Genomic DNA, 1,748 nt, shown 5'->3' with positions numbered 1-1,748 from the left:
TGTTAACACCAAGCGACTTTGTCGTATCTTAATTACCAAGCAATTCTGTCGTAATTGCTAATTACCAAGGGAAACTGTCGGTCTCTTTTTTACATGTTTGTTAGTGTTCTTGTTTTTGAATACTAGAAGGCATGTTGAGGATGATTGTGATGGATTCTAAAGCTCAACTAACCGTTGATATAATTGCCAAAGTGGTTGAAGGCAGAATAACAATTGCCAATGCTGCTAAGTTACTCAGTAAGTCTAGACGTTCAATAGAACGCTATGTGAAGAGATATCAGAAAGTCGGTATTCAGTTTGTTGTGCATGGTAACAGTGGCAAAGCCCCACCCAACAAAACGCCGGTATCAATAAAAAAAGCGGTTCAAAAATTGATTCAGGAAAAATATTACGATTTGAATCTGTTGCACTTGGCTGAACAATTAGCTACGAATGAGAACATTGTTATTAAGCGTGAAACCCTTCGCGGTTGGGCACATGATATTCATCACGTTAAACGAGCCAAACGAAGACGTAGCAATGTTCGAAAACGCAGAGAGCGTATGGCAGCGCCGGGCTTAATGATGCAGATGGATGGTAGTCCCCATCGTTGGTTTGGCGATAAGAAGCATTGTTTGATTGCGATGATTGATGATGCCACCAGTGAAGTACATGCAGAGTTCTTCCCATCTGAAACCACCGCTGGTTGTATGAAAGTCATGCGAGATTGCATCGAAACTAAGGGCGTGTTTAAAACGCTGTACGTGGATAGAGCGGGTATCTTCGGCGGCCCTAAGCGTTGCAACTTCTCACAAATGCAGCGTGCATGTGAAGAATTGGGTATTGAGATTATCTTCGCCAATTCGCCTCAAGGTAAAGGCCGTGTTGAACGTGCCTTTGATACATTTCAAGACCGCCTTGTACCTGAGCTAAGGCTTAACAATATTAAAGATATAGCCAGTGCTAATGCATACCTGAAACATGTATTCATCCCACAATTCTGGCAGTCTAGAATTCAAGTGAAATCAAAGCAAGCGCCTGAATTTACACCATTATCGAAACACACCAACCTTGATGATATCTGCGTCATTAAAGACCATCGTAAGATCCGCAATGACCACACCTTCAGCTACGGTAACAAGTTCTATTTGATTGATTCACCGCTAAAACATTCCATAGCTAATCAGAAAATTGAGATCCGAAACACCAGCAAGAAAGGCTTCACCGCACACTTCGCAGGGCGGCAACTCAAGGTATCTGAAGTAAATGAGCCAAGTAAGCTTGAATCAGAAGACTTAGCAGTACAAAAGAAACTAGAGGTGTTGGCATTAATCGAAAAGCTTGGAAGTATCAGTGCAGCTTCACGACAAAGTGGCGTCTCACGAGACACTATTCACCGACACTTAAGACTGGTTAAGCAAGGCGGTCCTGATGCCTTAAAACGCCAAGAAACTCCCGATATAAGACATAAAAACTGTGTAGATAAAGCCATCGAAGATGCAGTCGTAAAATTCTCCGTTGAGCATCCCCACCTTGGTCAACAGAAAGTGGCCATCAAGCTGACTGAAGCCCTCGGTATTGATATTAGCGCAGGCGGTGTGCGTAGCATGTGGTTAAGAAACAATTTGAATACCACTGCACTGAGAGTTGCAAGGTCGCAAGCGTTGTAAGAATAGGCATAAATCATAGCCAGTTTAACAACTGGCTGATATGCTATTTACGACAAAGTCGCTCGGTAATTAGACCGACACAATCCCTTGGTAATCACA

The 1,748-nt window shown here is 42.8% G+C and carries 1 protein-coding gene; it reads left to right on the top strand.

Annotation, left to right across the window (positions count from 1 at the left end; translation table 11 throughout):
• Positions 1 to 140: 140 nt before the first annotated feature.
• A complete protein-coding gene (locus P20439_RS14130) occupies positions 141 to 1,649 on the top strand; it encodes an ISNCY family transposase (protein WP_008467871.1) in 1,509 nt (502 codons plus the stop codon).
• Positions 1,650 to 1,748: the final 99 nt, after the last annotated feature.

The organism is Pseudoalteromonas sp. BSi20439 (genome assembly GCF_000241165.1).
GTDB lineage: Bacteria > Pseudomonadota > Gammaproteobacteria > Enterobacterales > Alteromonadaceae > Pseudoalteromonas.
The sequence above is the reverse complement of the archived record's forward strand: the minus strand, read 5'-3'. Positions and strand labels throughout refer to the sequence as shown.